Origin of the sequence: Hoeflea marina, from assembly GCF_003182275.1 — a bacterium.
Lineage (GTDB): Bacteria > Pseudomonadota > Alphaproteobacteria > Rhizobiales > Rhizobiaceae > Hoeflea > Hoeflea marina.
The window spans coordinates 23,098-36,145 of record NZ_QGTR01000002.1 but is presented as its reverse complement, the minus strand read 5'-3'; the positions used below and the strand labels follow the sequence as shown (position 1 = coordinate 36,145).

The window sequence follows — 13,048 nt, the reverse complement described above, 5'->3', positions numbered from 1 at the left end:
GGCCGGCCTTCCTGTCCTGTGGTTAACTTTCGCGGTAAGGATTTGTTAACACCTGCCGTTGCCCAGCGGGCGGTCAGTCCTGCAGTTCGGCAATGTTTTCATACAGTCCGAGCGCCTCCGGATTGGCCAGCGCCTCCTGGTTCCTGACCTGGCGGCCATGCACGACGTCGCGGACCGCCAGCTCGGTGATCTTGCCCGACTTGGTGCGGGGGATGTCGCTGACGGCGACAATGCGAGCCGGCACGTGGCGCGGCGAGGCTCCCGACCGGATGACGCCGCGGATCTTCGCCTTCAGAGCCTCGTCGAGCACGACGCCGTCGGCGAGCCGGACGAACAGCACAACGCGCACATCGTCGTCCCACGTCTGGCCGATGCAGATCGACTCGAGGATCTCGTCGAGCCGCTCGACCTGGTTGTAGATTTCCGCCGTGCCGATGCGGACGCCGCCGGGATTGAGCGTGGCATCGGAGCGGCCGTGGATGATCATGCCGCCATGCGGCGTCCATTCGGCGAAGTCGCCATGGCACCAGACATCGGCGAAGCGGTCGAAATAGGCAGCGTGATAGCGGCTGCCGTCGTCGTCGTTCCAGAAGCCGGTCGGCATCGACGGAAAGGCCTTGGTACAGACGAGTTCGCCCTTTTCACCCCGGATCGGCTGGCCGTCCTCGTCCCAGACATCCACCGCCATGCCGAGGCCCGGACCCTGGATCTCGCCCTTCCACACCGGCAGCGCCGGAATGCCGAGGACAAAGCAGGCGGCGATGTCGGTGCCGCCGGAGATGGAGGCCAGTTGCACGTCCGGCTTGATCTCCTCATAGACGAAGGAGAATCCCTCCGGCGACAGCGGCGAGCCCGTCGAGGTCAGCAGCCGGAGCGATGACAGGTCATGGTCCTTGCCCGGCGTCAGGCCGGCCTTGCGCACGGCATCGATGAACTTGGCCGAGGTGCCGAAGACCGCAAAGCCTTCATCGGCGGCGTAATCGAAGAGCACATTGCCGTCGGGGTAAAACGGCGAGCCGTCATAGAGGCACAGGGTGGCGCCGGCGGCCAGGCCCGAGACCAGCCAGTTCCACATCATCCAGCCACAGGTGGTGAAGTAGAACAGCCTGTCGGCCGCCTCGATGCCGCAGTGCAGGCGGTGCTCCTTGAGATGCTGGATCAGCGTTCCGCCGGCCGAGTGCACGATGCACTTCGGAATGCCGGTGGTGCCCGATGAGAACAGGATGTACAGCGGATGTCCGAAAGGCAGCCGGACGAATTCGACCGGCCGGGCGGCAAGCCCGTCGACAAAGGCCGAATGCGTCACCCCGCCCGGCACCCGCGCCGCCACGCCCTCGGCATCGCCCAACAGCGGCACGATGATGGCAGCCTGCGGCTTGAGGGTCTCGGCGATCGCCTGCAGCTTCTCGCCGATCTCCTGGCGCTTGCCGTTGTACCAGTAGCCGTCGCAGGACACGAACAGCTTCGGCTCGATCTGGCCGAAGCGGTCGAGCACGCCCTGGACGCCGAAATCCGGAGAGCAGGACGACCAGATGGCGCCGATCGAGGCCGCCGCGAGCATGAAGGCGATGGTCTCGGGCATGTTGGGCATCATGGCGGCGATGCGGTCTCCCTCGCCCACTCCATGGGCGCGAAACGCCTGCTGCAGCTTCGAGACCATGGCATGCAGTTCGTCCCAGCTCAGGGAGGACTTGTGCGCATCCTCCGCCCGAAACAGGATCGCAGGCTCGCCGCCCGTGCGCGACAGCAGGTTCTCGGCGAAATTCAGGCGGGCCTCCGGGAAGAAGCGCGCCCCGGGCATGGCGTCGGCATTCTCGATCACCACCGCGCCCTTGTCGCCGCGTATGCCGCAGAAATCCCAGACCGCCGACCAGAAACCCTCGCGGTCTTCGATCGACCAGGCCTGCAGCTCGCGCGGGTCGCTCAGGTCGATGCCCGCGCGCTTGCCGGCAAATCCGGCGAACGCCATCCATGGGCTGGAGGCGAGCGCTTCAGGGTTCGGTGTCCAGAGCGGCTGGTCGGTCATGGGTCTCTCCTTGCTGGTGCGCGGTTGATACCATTGCTCCGTCCGAAAAAAAACGCCTGTTTTGGGCGGAAGAACACTGCATCCCCAACGCATTGGGCAGTGGCGATTGCTTTCGCCCGCGCCAGCCATTAACCAGAAACCCGAGCATGATGGCGCAATCCCGGGGGTGGAGCCGTGAATGAGTTGATCAGGCGATGGCCACTGCGACGAACGGCGTCGCTGATCGCCCTCGCCATGGCGCTTGCCCTCATCGCCATTGCGGTCTCGCTGCCGCTCGCGGTCTCGAGCGACCTGGTCCGCGATCGCCTCGAGCGCGACATCGGCGCCTGGGCCGGACATCCGGTGTCGCTCGGCAATGCGCCCTCCATGAGCTTCTGGCCGCTGCCGACGATCAAGCTCGACAATGTCGAGATCAGTCCGTCAAGCTTCGCCGACGGCGACCCGATCATGCGCGCCGACAGCATCGTTGCAAATTTCAACCTGTTCTCCGCCATTCTCGGCGCCCCGAGCTTCTCCGAGTTCAAACTGGTGCGCCCGACCTTCAGCCTCGAAATCTATCCCGACGGCACCTCGAACTGGGCGTCGCTCGACGGTGAACTGTCCCGTGGCATCAAGAGCGCCGTCGCGCTGGATGTGGCGGCTCAATCGGGACAGCCGGCGCCCGAAGGGGCAAGCGTGCCCGCGTCCGCAGCCCTCGGCACCGTCGAGATCGAGGACGGAACCGTGCAGTGGATCCGCGACCCGGGCGCGCCGGCCGAAAAGCTCACCGCCGTCAACGGCACCGTCTCCTGGACCTCTCCCACCGCGGCGGCACGGGTCAACCTGTCGGCGATCATCCGCGGCGAGCAGGTGGCGATCACCACCACCATCGGGTCGCCGCTGCTGCTGCTCGGCCAGCGCGCCACGAGCCTGGAAGCCACGCTCGCCTCGGCGCCGCTCAACCTGTCGTTCAACGGGACCCTCAATCTGGCCCCCGAAGGCTATTTCAACGGTTCGCTGAAGCTCAAGAGCCCCTCCGTGCGCAGGGCGCTGGAGTGGTCCGGCACCGAGATCAAGCCGGGCGACGCGCTGGGCGCGCTCGAGATGACGGCCGACATTTCCGCCGGAGGACTTGCGGCGAAGCTCGACAATCTGACGATCATGATCGACCAGAACAGGGGCACCGGCGTGCTCGACGTGGAGCTGCCGGCGGAAGCGCCGCCGACTGTCGGCGGAACGCTGGCCTTCAACACGCTCGACATCACCTCGTTCCTGAAGGCGTTCACGCCGTTGCCGAAGGCGGGCGACGACATCGCCTCGACCATCGACACCCGCTTCCTGCGCGAGATCGGCCTTGATCTCAGGCTGTCGGCCCAGACCGCCCGCTTCGGCCCGGTGGTGATGTCCAATCTCGCAGCCGCGGCCCGCGTCGAGGAAGGCCGGGCGATGTTCGACATCGGCGACGCCACGGCCTATGGCGGCAATCTCACCGGGCGGATCGCCATCTCTGAGAAAGGCGTCGACGGCGGCGCCAAGCTGAGAATCTCGGCGCGCAACACCGATTTCGGCAAGCTGTTCGACGCCATGGACATGACCGGACCGCTGCCGCGGGGCATCGGCACGCTCGACCTGGAGGTCGCCTCCCCCTACCCGACCTGGGCCACATCGCTGGCCGACCTGACAGGAAAGATCAAGCTGACGCTGGGCAAGGGCGTGACACCCGGATTTGATCTTGCCCGCTTCAAGCAGCTCGCCCGGACCGAACGCTTCTTCGGCATTGCCGACACGGCCACCGGCAGCCCCTTCACGTTCAACGCGGCCGAGTTCGAGGTCGACATTGCCGGCGGACAGGCCGAACTGACCAGGGGCGACCTGATCGGGACGACCGAAACCATCACCCTGTCCGGCGTGGTTCCCTATTCGCGCGGCAGCCTCGCCATCGCGGGGGTGATCGGAAGGTCCAAGCGGGGCGAAGCCGAAGCGGCGCCGGCCGTCACGCAGGCGGAGCCGCCGCTCAGGTTCTTCGTCGGCGGCTCCTGGCCGCAACCGGTGTTTTCACCCGTCGCAAACTGAGATCCGCGCGCCCCGATGCATGTCGCGCGACCGCGCGGCGCGGTTACGGATCACCACATGCATATCTGCAGAAGGCCAGGCACATCGCGAGAATCCGGATCCACGCGATGCTCGTCAGCCTGTGTCGGCGCGCGCTTGCGGATCGGGACGGATTTGACGACAATGGCGTCCGGACCGTGGTGGGTTCGGGCAACGGGATCGGGCGCATATGGGCAGAGTGCTGGCGGCTGTCGTCAAGATCGTGATCGCTTCGCTGATGGCCGGCGCCGTGCTGTCGGCGCTCAACATTTCAGCGGCCGAGATCCTGTCGGAAATCGGGCTTACGCCCGAAGCCGTCTTCGCCATGCTGCGGACGGGAGCCGAATGGGCGATCCCCAATCTGGTGCTCGGATCTCTGGTCATCGTGCCGATCTGGCTGGTCACGATGCTGCTGCGGCCGCCCAGGAACTGACAGGCGCCGGCCGGACCGCCGTGACGCGCGGCGCCGGCTGGGGGGAGCGCTGCCTCAGCGCCCGGCGTAGGCCGCCTGCTCGTCGCGCCGGCGGCGCACTTCCCGGCTCTTGTTGAGCACCGAGGTGATGATGACGCCGATGGTGACGGCGGCGATCAGCAGGGTGCACACCGCGTTGATCTCGGGAGTCACGCCGAGCCGGACCTGGCTGTAGATCTTCATCGGCAGCGTCGTCGCCCCCGGCCCGGAGGTGAAGCTGGCGATCACCAGATCGTCGAGCGACAGGGTGAAGGCGAGCATCCAGCCGGAAATCACCGCGGGAAGGATCACCGGCAGGGTGATCTGGAAGAAGGTCGTCACCGGGCTCGCGCCGAGATCCTGCGCAGCCTCCTCGAGCGACCGGTCGAAGCTCACCAGCCGCGACTGCACGACGACGGCGACAAAGCACATGGAGAAGGTGATGTGGGCGAGCGTCACCGTCCAGAAGCCGCGGCCGAAATCGATCGAGACGAACAGAAGCAGCAACGACAGGCCGGTGATCACCTCGGGCATCACCAGCGGCGCATAGACCATGCCCGAAAAGAGAATGCGGCCGTGGAAGCGGGTGTAGCGGGTCAGCGCCAGCGCCGCGGTGGTGCCGAGGATGGTGGCGAAGGTGGCGGAGACGAGACCGACGCGGGCGGTGACCCAGGCGGCGTCCATCAGTCCCTGGTTGCGGAACAGTTCGCCGTACCATTTGGTCGAGAACCCGGCCCAGACCGTCACCAGTCGCGACTCGTTGAACGAATAGATGACCAGTATGGCGATCGGCAGATAGAGAAAGGCAAAGCCGAGGATCACCGAGGCGATGTTGAATCGGGACCAGTTGCTGTTCATCGGCCGCTCTCCTGGGCTTTCGCCTGCGCCTGCTGGAAGAACATGATTGGCACCACCAGGATCAGCAGCAGCAGCACCGCCACGGCCGAGGATACCGGCCAGTCGCGGTTGTTGAAGAACTCGCTCCACAGCGTCTTGCCGATCATCAGCGTCTTCGAGCCGCCGAGCAGGTCCGGGATGACGAACTCGCCCACGGCCGGAATGAACACCAGCAGGCAGCCGGCGATGATGCCGGGGATGGCGAGCGGAAAGGTGATTTTCCAGAACGCGGTGATCGGCGGGCAGCCGAGATCCTGCGCCGCCTCGATCAGCGTGTAGTCCATCTTCTCGAGCGCCGAATAGATCGGCAGCACCATGAACGGCAGATAGGAATAGACGATGCCGATATAGACGGCGGTGTTGGTGTTGAGGATGATCAGCGGCGTGTCGATGACGCCGAGCCAGATGAGCATCTGGTTGAGCAGGCCCTCCGGCTTGAGAATGCCGATCCAGGCATAGACGCGGATGAGAAAGCTGGTCCAGAACGGCAGGATCACCAGCATCAGCAGTGTCGGCCGCACCGAGTCCGGGGCCCGCGCCATGCCGTAGGCCAGCGGAAAGCCGATGAGCAGCGTGAACAAAGTCGAGATGAAGGCGATGGTCAGGCTGGAGACATAGGCGTTGATGTAGAGCGCGTCCTCGGTCAGCCAGACGTAGTTGTCGAAGCTCAGTTGCCTGACGGCGTCGATCAGGCCGCCGATGCCGTTGGCAAGGTCGAAGGCGGGCGTGTAGGGCGGCATCGACATGGCCGGCGCCGACAGCGAGATCTTCACCACGATGCCGAAGGGCACCAGGAAGAAGACGAACAGCCAGAGATAGGGAACGATGATGACCAGCCGGGAGACGACGGCGGAGGCGAAGCGTCGCATGCTCATTCCTCCCCGAGGATGACGCCGCCGTCGGTGTCGAAGCTGACCCACATCCGGTCGTCGTAGGTGAAGGGGTCGGCGACGATGCGCACGGCGTTGAGCGAGGACGCCTTGACGATCTGGCCGCTCTCGAGCTTGATGTGATAGACGGTCATGTCGCCGAGATAGGCGATGTCCCACATTTCCCCGGACATGGCGTTGGCGGTGTCGGCGGGCTTTTCGCGCGAGACGCGGATCTTTTCGGGGCGGATCACCAGGCTCGCCTTTCCGCCGGCCTTCACATTCGTCTGGTTGTCCGAGCGCAGCGCGATGCCGCCGCCGATGTCGAGTTCGGTCCCCGTCGGGTCGGCGGAGACGACGGTGCCGTCGAAGATGTTGACGTCGCCGATGAAGTCGGCGACGAAGCGCGAATTGGGCGCCTCGTAGATTTCCGCCGGCGTGGCGATCTGGATGATGCGGCCGTAGTTCATGACCGCGATCCGGTCGGCCATGGTCATCGCCTCCTCCTGGTCATGGGTGACGACGACGAAGGTGAGGCCCAGGTCCTGCTGCAGGTCCATGAGCTCGAACTGGGTCTCCTCGCGCAGCTTCTTGTCGAGCGCGCCGAGCGGCTCGTCGAGCAGCAGCACCTTGGGGCGCTTGGCGATGGAGCGGGCGAGGGCCACGCGCTGGCGCTGGCCGCCGGAGAGCTGGTGCGGCTTGCGCTTGCCGAACTGCTCGAGCTTGACGAGCTTCAGCATCGACTGGACGCGGTCGTCGATCTCGGACCTGGCCATGCCGTCCTGCTTGAGGCCGAAGGCGATGTTCTTCTCCACGCTCATGTGCGGGAACAGCGCGTAGGACTGGAACATCATGTTGACCGGCCGCCGGTAGGGCGGAATGCCGGCCATGTTCTCGCCGTCGAGGGTGATCGAGCCCTCGCTGGTGCTCTCGAAGCCCGCCAGCATGCGCAGCAGCGTGGACTTGCCGCAGCCCGAACCGCCGAGCAGCGCGAAGAACTCGCGGTGGTAGATGTGCAGCGTCAGGTCATCGACGGCGACGAAATCGCCGAATTTCTTGGTCACGCCGTCAAAGCGGATATAGGGCTTGGCGTCGGGGTCATTCCAGGGTTCGAAGCTGCGGCGAATGCTGCCCAGGGATTTCATGCGGACCTGCCCGTTCTGCTTGGAGTGGAAATGAAAACCCCGGCCCCTTGCGGGACCGGGGCTGTGTCAGGTCACTGGCCGGTGACGATTTTCGTCCAGGCTCTTGTCAGCACCCGCTGGGTGCGCTGGTCCTTCGGCGACGTGGAGTAGAGGCGGCCGAAAGTGGCCTCGTCGGGATAGATCGCAGCATCGCCGATGACATCCTCGTTGAGGAATTCCTTCGAGGCGAGGTTGCCGTTGGCGTAATAGACATAGTTCGACGCCTTGGCCGCCACCTCCGGCTTCATCATGTAGTTGAGGAACTCATGTGCCTCTTCCACATGCTTTGCATCGGCGGGAATGGCAAAGCTGTCGAACCACATCAGCGCGCCTTCCTTCGGAATGACATATTCGACCTTGACGCCCTGATCGGCTTCCGCGGCCCGGTCGCGCGCCTGCAGGATGTCGCCCGACCAGCCGACGGCCAGGCAGATGTCGCCGTTGGCGAGCGCGTTGATGTATTCCGAGGAGTGGAATTTCTTGACGCTCGGGCGGATGGTCTGCAGCAGCTCCTCGGCCTTGGCGATGTCGTCGGGGCTGTTGGAATCGGGATCGAGACCGAGATAGTTGAGCGCGGCGGGAATGATCTCCTCGGAGGTGTCGAGCATGTAGACGCCGCAATCGGCGAGCTTGGAAATCAGCTCGGGCTTGAAGACGATATCCCAGGTGTTGAGCGGCTGATCGCCGAGGCGCTCCTTGACCATGTCGACATTGATGCCGAGGCCGGTGGTGCCCCACATGTAGTTGATGGCGTGCTCGTTGCCGGGATCGTATTTGGCAAGCCGCTCGCTGATCTTCGGGTCCATGTTGCTCAGGTTGGGCAGTTTCGACTTGTCGAGCTTCTGATACACGCCGGCCTGGATCTGGCGGGCGAGGAAGGTGCCCGTCGGCACCACGAGATCGTAGCCCGTCGAGCCGGCCAGCAGCTTGGTTTCCAGCACCTCGTTGGAATCATAGACGTCGTAGACCACCTTGATGCCGGTCTCCTTGGTGAACTCCTCGAGGATGCTCTCGTCGATGTAGTCGGACCAGTTGTAGACATTGACGACTCGCTCCTGGGCGGAAGCCATCATGGTCGTGGCCGCCAGCAGGGCGGCGGCGGTTAGAAGGCGGGTCTTCAGGTTCATGCCTGTTCCTCTCGTTCTCTGATCTGTCACCCGGGCCGCGCAGGGCCGCACCGGGAAGAGTGTCCGCGTCCCAGGCTTGCTGCCGGGTGCGGCGGATGGGTAACCTTAAGACGAATCTCACGTTGCACAAGAGCAAGTCGGCCATTTCCTGGCCGCGCCCGGTCGCGGGATACCGCACCGCACCTGCAGCTCCGGGCTGTGGCAGGCCGGCCGCACCGGAAGGTGCCAATCCGGGGCCGTTCACTGGAAATCGAAGGCCGAAAGTCCGGTCACCATCTCGTCGAGGCCCAGGGGCCGGGTGATCGGCGGCTCGGCGCGGGCCAGGCAGCCGGAGCGCTCGCACAGCCGGCAGGCGGGGCCGGCATCCGGACCGTCCCCGCCTGCTTCGACGCCACTAATTTCCGGTCGTCTCCGGCAGAGGAGCGGACTGTCCGGGAGACTTGGAATAGCCAAGCGCCTCCACGATCTGACCATTGCGCACCTGCATCAGATTGACGCCTCGCACCGATTGGCCGTCTCCAAAGTTGAACCGCCAGCGAATAACCGCCCGGTCATTCGTGACGACAGTGTCCTCCAACTCGAATTGCGAAAGGCGGTCAGCCGCGAGTTCCTCCCAGAACGCGGCACACACCTTACCGCCTTCGTATCGGGTGCCGTTCGGCGCCGGCTGGATTGATTCCATGACGCAGTCGGGGGCGACCAAATCCGCCAGCAGCGATGGCCGGTGCTCCAGAAACGCCTGATTGAAAAGCTTCATCACTTCGTCGGTAGTCAAGTGCTTCATGTTCAACTCCCTCTTCATACAGACCTGTCTGTATGGCTGTTGAAGTAGACTAATCTGTCTGCTAGTGTCAAGCGATGAAGAACCAGAGTGCAAAAACCTTACCTGCAAGCCCTCCCCGGCAGCGGCTGATCGAAACTGCAACCCGCCTGTTCTACTTGAATGGCATCCATTCGATCGGCGTCGACCGGATTATCGCCGAGTCCGGGGTGGCCAAAGCGACCTTCTACAATCACTTTCCGTCCAAGGACGATCTGGTGAAGACCTACATCGAGGAGCAGGACAAGATCGGGCGTGCGGCAGTCGCGCAGCTTCCGGACAAACCGCCGCGGGAGCTGATCATATCGATGCTGGAGCGGATAGTGGACGCGGCGGCGACGGAGAATTTCCGCGGCTGCCCGTTTCTGAACGCCGCCGCCGAATATGCCGACCCCGGCAGTCCAGTGCGACAGGCCATCGCGGCCCGTCGTCGCTGGTATCATGGACGCATTCGGGATCTGGCAAGCAGTGCGGGGATAGCTCGCCCTTCGATTGCCGCAAGCCTGCTTGTCGCCCTCTCTGACGGATTGCTCGAGATTGGATATCTGGAAGGCCCCGAGCTTCTGCCGGTGCTGTTACACGAAGGTGCGCAGCGGATACTCGGTGGCGGTTGAAGCCGGTACCCTGCGTTACTGGAAATCAAATGCCGACAGGCCGGTGACCATTTCATCGAGCCCGAGCGGCCGGGTGATCGGCGGCTCGGCGCGGGCGAGGCAGCCGGAGCGCTCGCAGAGGCGGCAGGCGGGGCCGACGGCGATGACGGAGCGCTGCGGCGGCCGCCCTGCGGTCATCGGCAGCGCCTCGCCATACACCGTGTCGTCGGCGAAGCCGATGTCGCAGCCGATGAGGATGGCGGTGCGGCGCGGCCGCTCGGAATAGGCGCCCTGCGGGCCCTCGAGCGTGCGCGAAAGCGTGAGGAACTCGGCGCCGCCCGGCATCTGCACCGCCTCGACCAGGATCTGTCCCGGCTGCCCGAACGCGGCATGGATCGACAGCTTGGGGCACAGGCCGCCGAAGCGCTGCTGCGGAAAGCCCTGGGCGCCGGCGCGGCGAAAATGGTGGCCGGCCACGTCCACCTCCAGCATGAAGAAGGGCACGCCCGGCGCACCGGGCCGCGCCAGCGTCGTCAGCCGGTTGGCCGCCTGCTCGAAGGAGACGCCGAAGCGCGAGCGCAGCACGTCGATGTCGTAGCGGGCGCGCTGGGCGGCGGCGAGATAGGCCTGGTAGGGCATCATCAAGGCGTGCGCGGCGTAACGCGCCATCTCGAAACGGGCAATGCGGCGGGCCTCGTCGCTGGTCAGCCTGAGATCGTTGACCCCGGCGGCGATGGCGACGCTCATGCGGATCTGCGCCGCTTCCATCGCCACCTCGCGCAACTGGTCGAAGGGGGACAGCCGCTCGGAGAGAAAGAGGCGCTGGGAATGGCGGTCATAGCGGCGGCGCCAGTTCGGCATGGTCGCCACCGGCAATGCGCGCACGACAATGCCATGCTCGGTCTTCAGCCAGGCCTTGAGCGACCCCATCAGGTCGTCGCCGGGCTTGAGCAGGGCGTGGAAGGCTTCGGCCTCCTCCTCGAGCGCCGGATAGTGATTGCCGCGGCCGTCCATGGCTTCGCGGACCTCGTCGATGGGCAGGCGGGCACCCGCCAGCGCCGGACTGTGGCCCTCGCTGGCCAGCATGGCGGAGAGATCGGAAAGCCGGCCCGCCTGCTCGCGATAGGCGCGGTAGAGCTTGATGATGGCGGCGGAGGCGTTGGGAGCCCCGTCGGCGATCTCGATCACCTCCTGGTCGCCGGGCAGTTCCCCCGAGAGCAGCGGGTCGGCGAACACCTCCTTGAGCGAGGCGAGAGTGGCGCCGGTTTCTCCCTGCAGCTCGTCGATCTCGATCCTGAACACCGAGGACAGCTTGAGCAGCAGCTGCACGGTCAGCGGCCGCTGGTTGCGCTCGATCAGGTTGAGATAGGACGGCGAGATGCCCAGCGCCTCGGCCATGGCGGTCTGGGTCAGCTCCTTGGCGTTGCGGATGCGGCGGATGCGCGGTCCGGCGAAAATCTTCTGCTCCGCCATATCGTGTCACCCCTTTGACAAATCGGCGATGACCGCCGCGCCCCATTTCTTTACAAGATTTACAGTTTTACAGCCGGCTTTTGTCAAACGCAAGACAACGTGACTTCAATATCCGGCCGTTTTTGCTGAATTTTCTCGGCTCTTTCTGCAGTGCAATGTAAATCTTCGTCATCGACCCGAAGCGAGCGTTCCCAAGCGCGGTTCGGGAAACAACAGGATTTGACAGCGGAGTTTACGTCATGACCGATTTTTACAATCTCGTCCCCTCGGCCCCGGAAGGCCGCTTCGACGGCATCGAGCGCCCCTACAGCGCCGAAGACGTCAGGAAGCTGCGCGGCTCGGTGCAGATCCGCCAGACGCTGGCCGAGAACGGCGCGAACCGGCTGTGGAAGCTCATCCACGAGGAGGACTTCGTCAATGCGCTGGGCGCCATGTCGGGCAACCAGGCCATGCAGCAGGTCCGCGCCGGGCTGAAGGCCATCTATCTGTCGGGCTGGCAGGTCGCCGCCGACGCCAACACGGCGGGCGCCATGTATCCCGACCAGTCGCTCTATCCGGCCAACGCCGCGCCCGAGCTGGTCAAGCGCATCAACCGCACGCTGCAGCGCGCCGACCAGATCGAGACCTCGGAAGGCAACGGCCTGTCGGTCGACACCTGGTTCGCGCCGATCGTCGCCGACGCCGAAGCCGGCTTCGGCGGCCCGCTCAACGCCTTCGAGATCATGAAGGCCTTCATCGAGGCCGGTGCCGCCGGCGTCCACTACGAGGACCAGCTGGCGTCCGAGAAGAAGTGCGGCCATCTCGGCGGCAAGGTGCTGATCCCGACCGCGGCGCATATCCGCAACCTCAACGCCGCCCGGCTCGCCGCCGACGTCATGGGCACGCCGACCATGGTCATCGCCCGCACCGACGCGGAAGCCGCCAAGCTGCTCACCTCGGACATCGACGAGCGCGACCGGCCCTTCGTCGACTATGACGCCGGCCGCACGGTCGAGGGCTTCTACAATGTCAAGAACGGCCTCGAGCCCTGCATCGCCCGCGCCATCGCCTATGCGCCCTATTGCGACCTGATCTGGTGCGAGACCTCGAAGCCCGATCTGGAGCAGGCGCGCAAGTTCGCCGAGGGCGTGCGTCGCGAGCATCCCGACCAGCTGCTCGCCTACAATTGCTCGCCGTCGTTCAACTGGAAGAAGCACCTCGACGACGCCACCATCGCCAAGTTCCAGCGCGAACTCGGCGCCATGGGCTACAAGTTCCAGTTCATCACGCTGGCCGGCTTCCACCAGCTCAACCACGGCATGTTCGAGCTCGCCCGCGGCTACAAGGACCGGCAGATGGCTGCCTATTCGGAGCTGCAGGAGGCGGAATTCGCCTCCGAGGTCAATGGCTACACCGCCACCAAGCACCAGCGCGAAGTGGGCACCGGCTATTTCGACGCCGTCTCGATGGCGATCTCCGGCGGCAAGTCGTCCACCACGGCGATGGGCGAATCCACGGAATCGGCGCAGTTCCGGCCCGCGGCCGAATAGAGATACGAC

General features: G+C 65.0%; 11 protein-coding genes and 1 pseudogene. 4 read left to right on the top strand and 8 right to left on the bottom strand.

Annotation, left to right across the window (positions count from 1 at the left end; genetic code table 11):
* Positions 1-73 precede the first annotated feature (73 nt).
* A complete protein-coding gene (locus tag DFR52_RS06670) occupies positions 74-2,026 on the bottom strand; it encodes an acetoacetate--CoA ligase (protein ID WP_110031195.1) in 1,953 nt (650 codons plus the stop codon).
* Positions 2,027-2,200: 174 nt separating this feature from the next.
* Here DFR52_RS06670 and DFR52_RS06665 point away from each other — a divergent pair, with 174 nt between their 5' ends.
* Together DFR52_RS06665 and DFR52_RS06660 are read left to right on the top strand one after the other, a co-directional pair.
* Positions 2,201-4,078, top strand: coding sequence for an AsmA family protein (locus tag DFR52_RS06665; RefSeq protein WP_146215546.1), 1,878 nt, complete (start codon positions 2,201-2,203; stop codon positions 4,076-4,078).
* 208 nt (positions 4,079-4,286) lie between these two features.
* Positions 4,287-4,529 carry a DUF6460 domain-containing protein gene (locus tag DFR52_RS06660; protein ID WP_110031193.1) on the top strand — a complete coding sequence of 81 codons (243 nt, stop codon included), beginning with the start codon at positions 4,287-4,289 and terminating at the stop codon, positions 4,527-4,529.
* A 54-nt stretch (positions 4,530-4,583) separates the two neighbouring features.
* On the opposite strand, the gene DFR52_RS06655 is transcribed toward DFR52_RS06660, so the two are convergent.
* The 6 genes and pseudogenes from DFR52_RS06655 to DFR52_RS06630 all read right to left on the bottom strand — a co-directional run bounded on the left by DFR52_RS06655 (position 4,584) and on the right by DFR52_RS06630 (position 9,408).
* Positions 4,584-5,405 (bottom strand): ABC transporter permease, encoded by an 822-nt coding sequence (locus tag DFR52_RS06655; protein WP_110031192.1) that lies wholly within the window; start codon positions 5,403-5,405, stop codon positions 4,584-4,586.
* Positions 5,402-6,313, bottom strand: coding sequence for an ABC transporter permease subunit (locus tag DFR52_RS06650; RefSeq protein WP_110031191.1), 912 nt, complete (start codon positions 6,311-6,313; stop codon positions 5,402-5,404). The genes DFR52_RS06655 and DFR52_RS06650 overlap by 4 nt, the downstream gene beginning before the upstream one ends.
* A 2-nt stretch (positions 6,314-6,315) precedes the next feature.
* The gene (locus DFR52_RS06645; protein ID WP_110031190.1) at positions 6,316-7,458 is read right to left on the bottom strand and encodes an ABC transporter ATP-binding protein; all 1,143 of its coding nucleotides are present in this window, start codon (positions 7,456-7,458) and stop codon (positions 6,316-6,318) included.
* 71 nt (positions 7,459-7,529) lie between these two features.
* A complete protein-coding gene (locus DFR52_RS06640; RefSeq protein ID WP_110031189.1) occupies positions 7,530-8,624 on the bottom strand; it encodes a polyamine ABC transporter substrate-binding protein in 1,095 nt (364 codons plus the stop codon).
* A gap of 240 nt (positions 8,625-8,864) precedes the next feature.
* A pseudogene (locus DFR52_RS25075) lies at positions 8,865-8,987 on the bottom strand (short-chain fatty acyl-CoA regulator family protein); the annotation flags it as partial.
* 31 nt (positions 8,988-9,018) lie between these two features.
* Positions 9,019-9,408, bottom strand: coding sequence for a nuclear transport factor 2 family protein (locus DFR52_RS06630; protein ID WP_110031987.1), 390 nt, complete (start codon positions 9,406-9,408; stop codon positions 9,019-9,021).
* 74 nt (positions 9,409-9,482) lie between these two features.
* Here DFR52_RS06630 and DFR52_RS06625 point away from each other — a divergent pair, with 74 nt between their 5' ends.
* Entirely contained in the window at positions 9,483-10,058 is a 576-nt protein-coding gene (locus DFR52_RS06625; protein WP_110031188.1) for a TetR/AcrR family transcriptional regulator, read from the top strand.
* 15 nt (positions 10,059-10,073) lie between these two features.
* Here the strand turns inward: DFR52_RS06625 and DFR52_RS06620 are convergent, their stop codons facing one another.
* Complete coding sequence (locus tag DFR52_RS06620; protein ID WP_110031187.1) at positions 10,074-11,510, bottom strand: helix-turn-helix domain-containing protein; 1,437 nt, start codon at positions 11,508-11,510, stop codon at positions 10,074-10,076.
* Positions 11,511-11,749: 239 nt separating this feature from the next.
* On the opposite strand from DFR52_RS06620, the gene aceA reads away from it, so the two are divergent.
* Positions 11,750-13,039: an isocitrate lyase gene (gene aceA, locus DFR52_RS06615; RefSeq protein WP_110031186.1), complete on the top strand. Its 1,290-nt coding sequence runs from the start codon at positions 11,750-11,752 to the stop codon at positions 13,037-13,039.
* The last annotated feature ends 9 nt before the right edge of the window (positions 13,040-13,048 follow it).

Bases quoted from the DNA above. Each gene is read 5' to 3' on its own strand.
- DFR52_RS06625 (WP_110031188.1), top strand. From the start codon at position 9,483: ATGAAGAACCAGAGTGCAAAAACCTTACCTGCAAGCCCTCCCCGGCAG.
- DFR52_RS06630 (WP_110031987.1), bottom strand. From the start codon at position 9,408: ATGAAGCACTTGACTACCGACGAAGTGATGAAGCTTTTCAATCAGGCG.
- DFR52_RS06645 (WP_110031190.1), bottom strand. From the start codon at position 7,458: ATGAAATCCCTGGGCAGCATTCGCCGCAGCTTCGAACCCTGGAATGAC.
- DFR52_RS06655 (WP_110031192.1), bottom strand. From the start codon at position 5,405: ATGAACAGCAACTGGTCCCGATTCAACATCGCCTCGGTGATCCTCGGC.
- DFR52_RS06620 (WP_110031187.1), bottom strand. From the start codon at position 11,510: ATGGCGGAGCAGAAGATTTTCGCCGGACCGCGCATCCGCCGCATCCGC.
- DFR52_RS06670 (WP_110031195.1), bottom strand. From the start codon at position 2,026: ATGACCGACCAGCCGCTCTGGACACCGAACCCTGAAGCGCTCGCCTCC.
- aceA (WP_110031186.1), top strand. From the start codon at position 11,750: ATGACCGATTTTTACAATCTCGTCCCCTCGGCCCCGGAAGGCCGCTTC.
- DFR52_RS06660 (WP_110031193.1), top strand. From the start codon at position 4,287: ATGGGCAGAGTGCTGGCGGCTGTCGTCAAGATCGTGATCGCTTCGCTG.
- DFR52_RS06650 (WP_110031191.1), bottom strand. From the start codon at position 6,313: ATGCGACGCTTCGCCTCCGCCGTCGTCTCCCGGCTGGTCATCATCGTT.
- DFR52_RS06640 (WP_110031189.1), bottom strand. From the start codon at position 8,624: ATGAACCTGAAGACCCGCCTTCTAACCGCCGCCGCCCTGCTGGCGGCC.